Origin of the sequence: Limisphaera ngatamarikiensis, assembly GCF_011044775.1 — a bacterium.
Classification (GTDB): Bacteria; Verrucomicrobiota; Verrucomicrobiia; order Limisphaerales; family Limisphaeraceae; genus Limisphaera; species Limisphaera ngatamarikiensis.
Genome location: NZ_JAAKYA010000037.1, coordinates 1 through 539, shown reverse-complemented (window position 1 = coordinate 539; position 539 = coordinate 1). Strand labels below are relative to the sequence as shown.

1 protein-coding gene is annotated in these 539 nt (G+C 54.0%); it reads left to right on the top strand.

All coding sequences use genetic code 11. The features are described 5' to 3' along the window. Positions 1 to 78: 78 nt before the first annotated feature. Positions 79 to 539, top strand: a 461-nt coding sequence (locus G4L39_RS05830) for a hypothetical protein (protein WP_165106645.1), incomplete at its 3' end; no start/stop codon positions are given.

The window sequence follows — 539 nt, the reverse complement described above, 5'->3', positions numbered from 1 at the left end:
CCGGTGGTGAAGTTGCGGAGAAAAGCGCGCGCCGACCTCGCAGATTATGCGTTCAGTCGAAACACACCAGTTGGGGCTGTGGACATTCTGGGGCTTGCGACAGTGGGCCTGGTGCTTACAACAGAAATTTTGCTTCCCGATCCAGAGCCGGGTATGAAAACACGCCATTATGTTGAGCTGGATGACAAATGCAAGATTATCGATGACGACCCAGTTATAGGCGTTACGGCATGGCCAATACCCGTGCGAGGGCTTGGGATACTGAGAGCTGTTCCCGGTGGCCATCCACCAGTTTGCACGGTTACTTTTACGGGTACGGCCATATCGGCATACTTTGCCGCCGCTGCCGTCTTAGCCAAGATTCTCGCTCCGCATGCGGGTCTTCCCGCGGCCACGGTTCTGGAAAATCTTCGCATTGACTACAACATGACGGTGACGCTGAATTGGTGCACGCGCAAGGGGCGGTTACAGGGTAAGCATGATGGGTATCCGTCGTACTTTTTGTTGGTGGACTCGTCCTGGATTTATTTCCATCATCA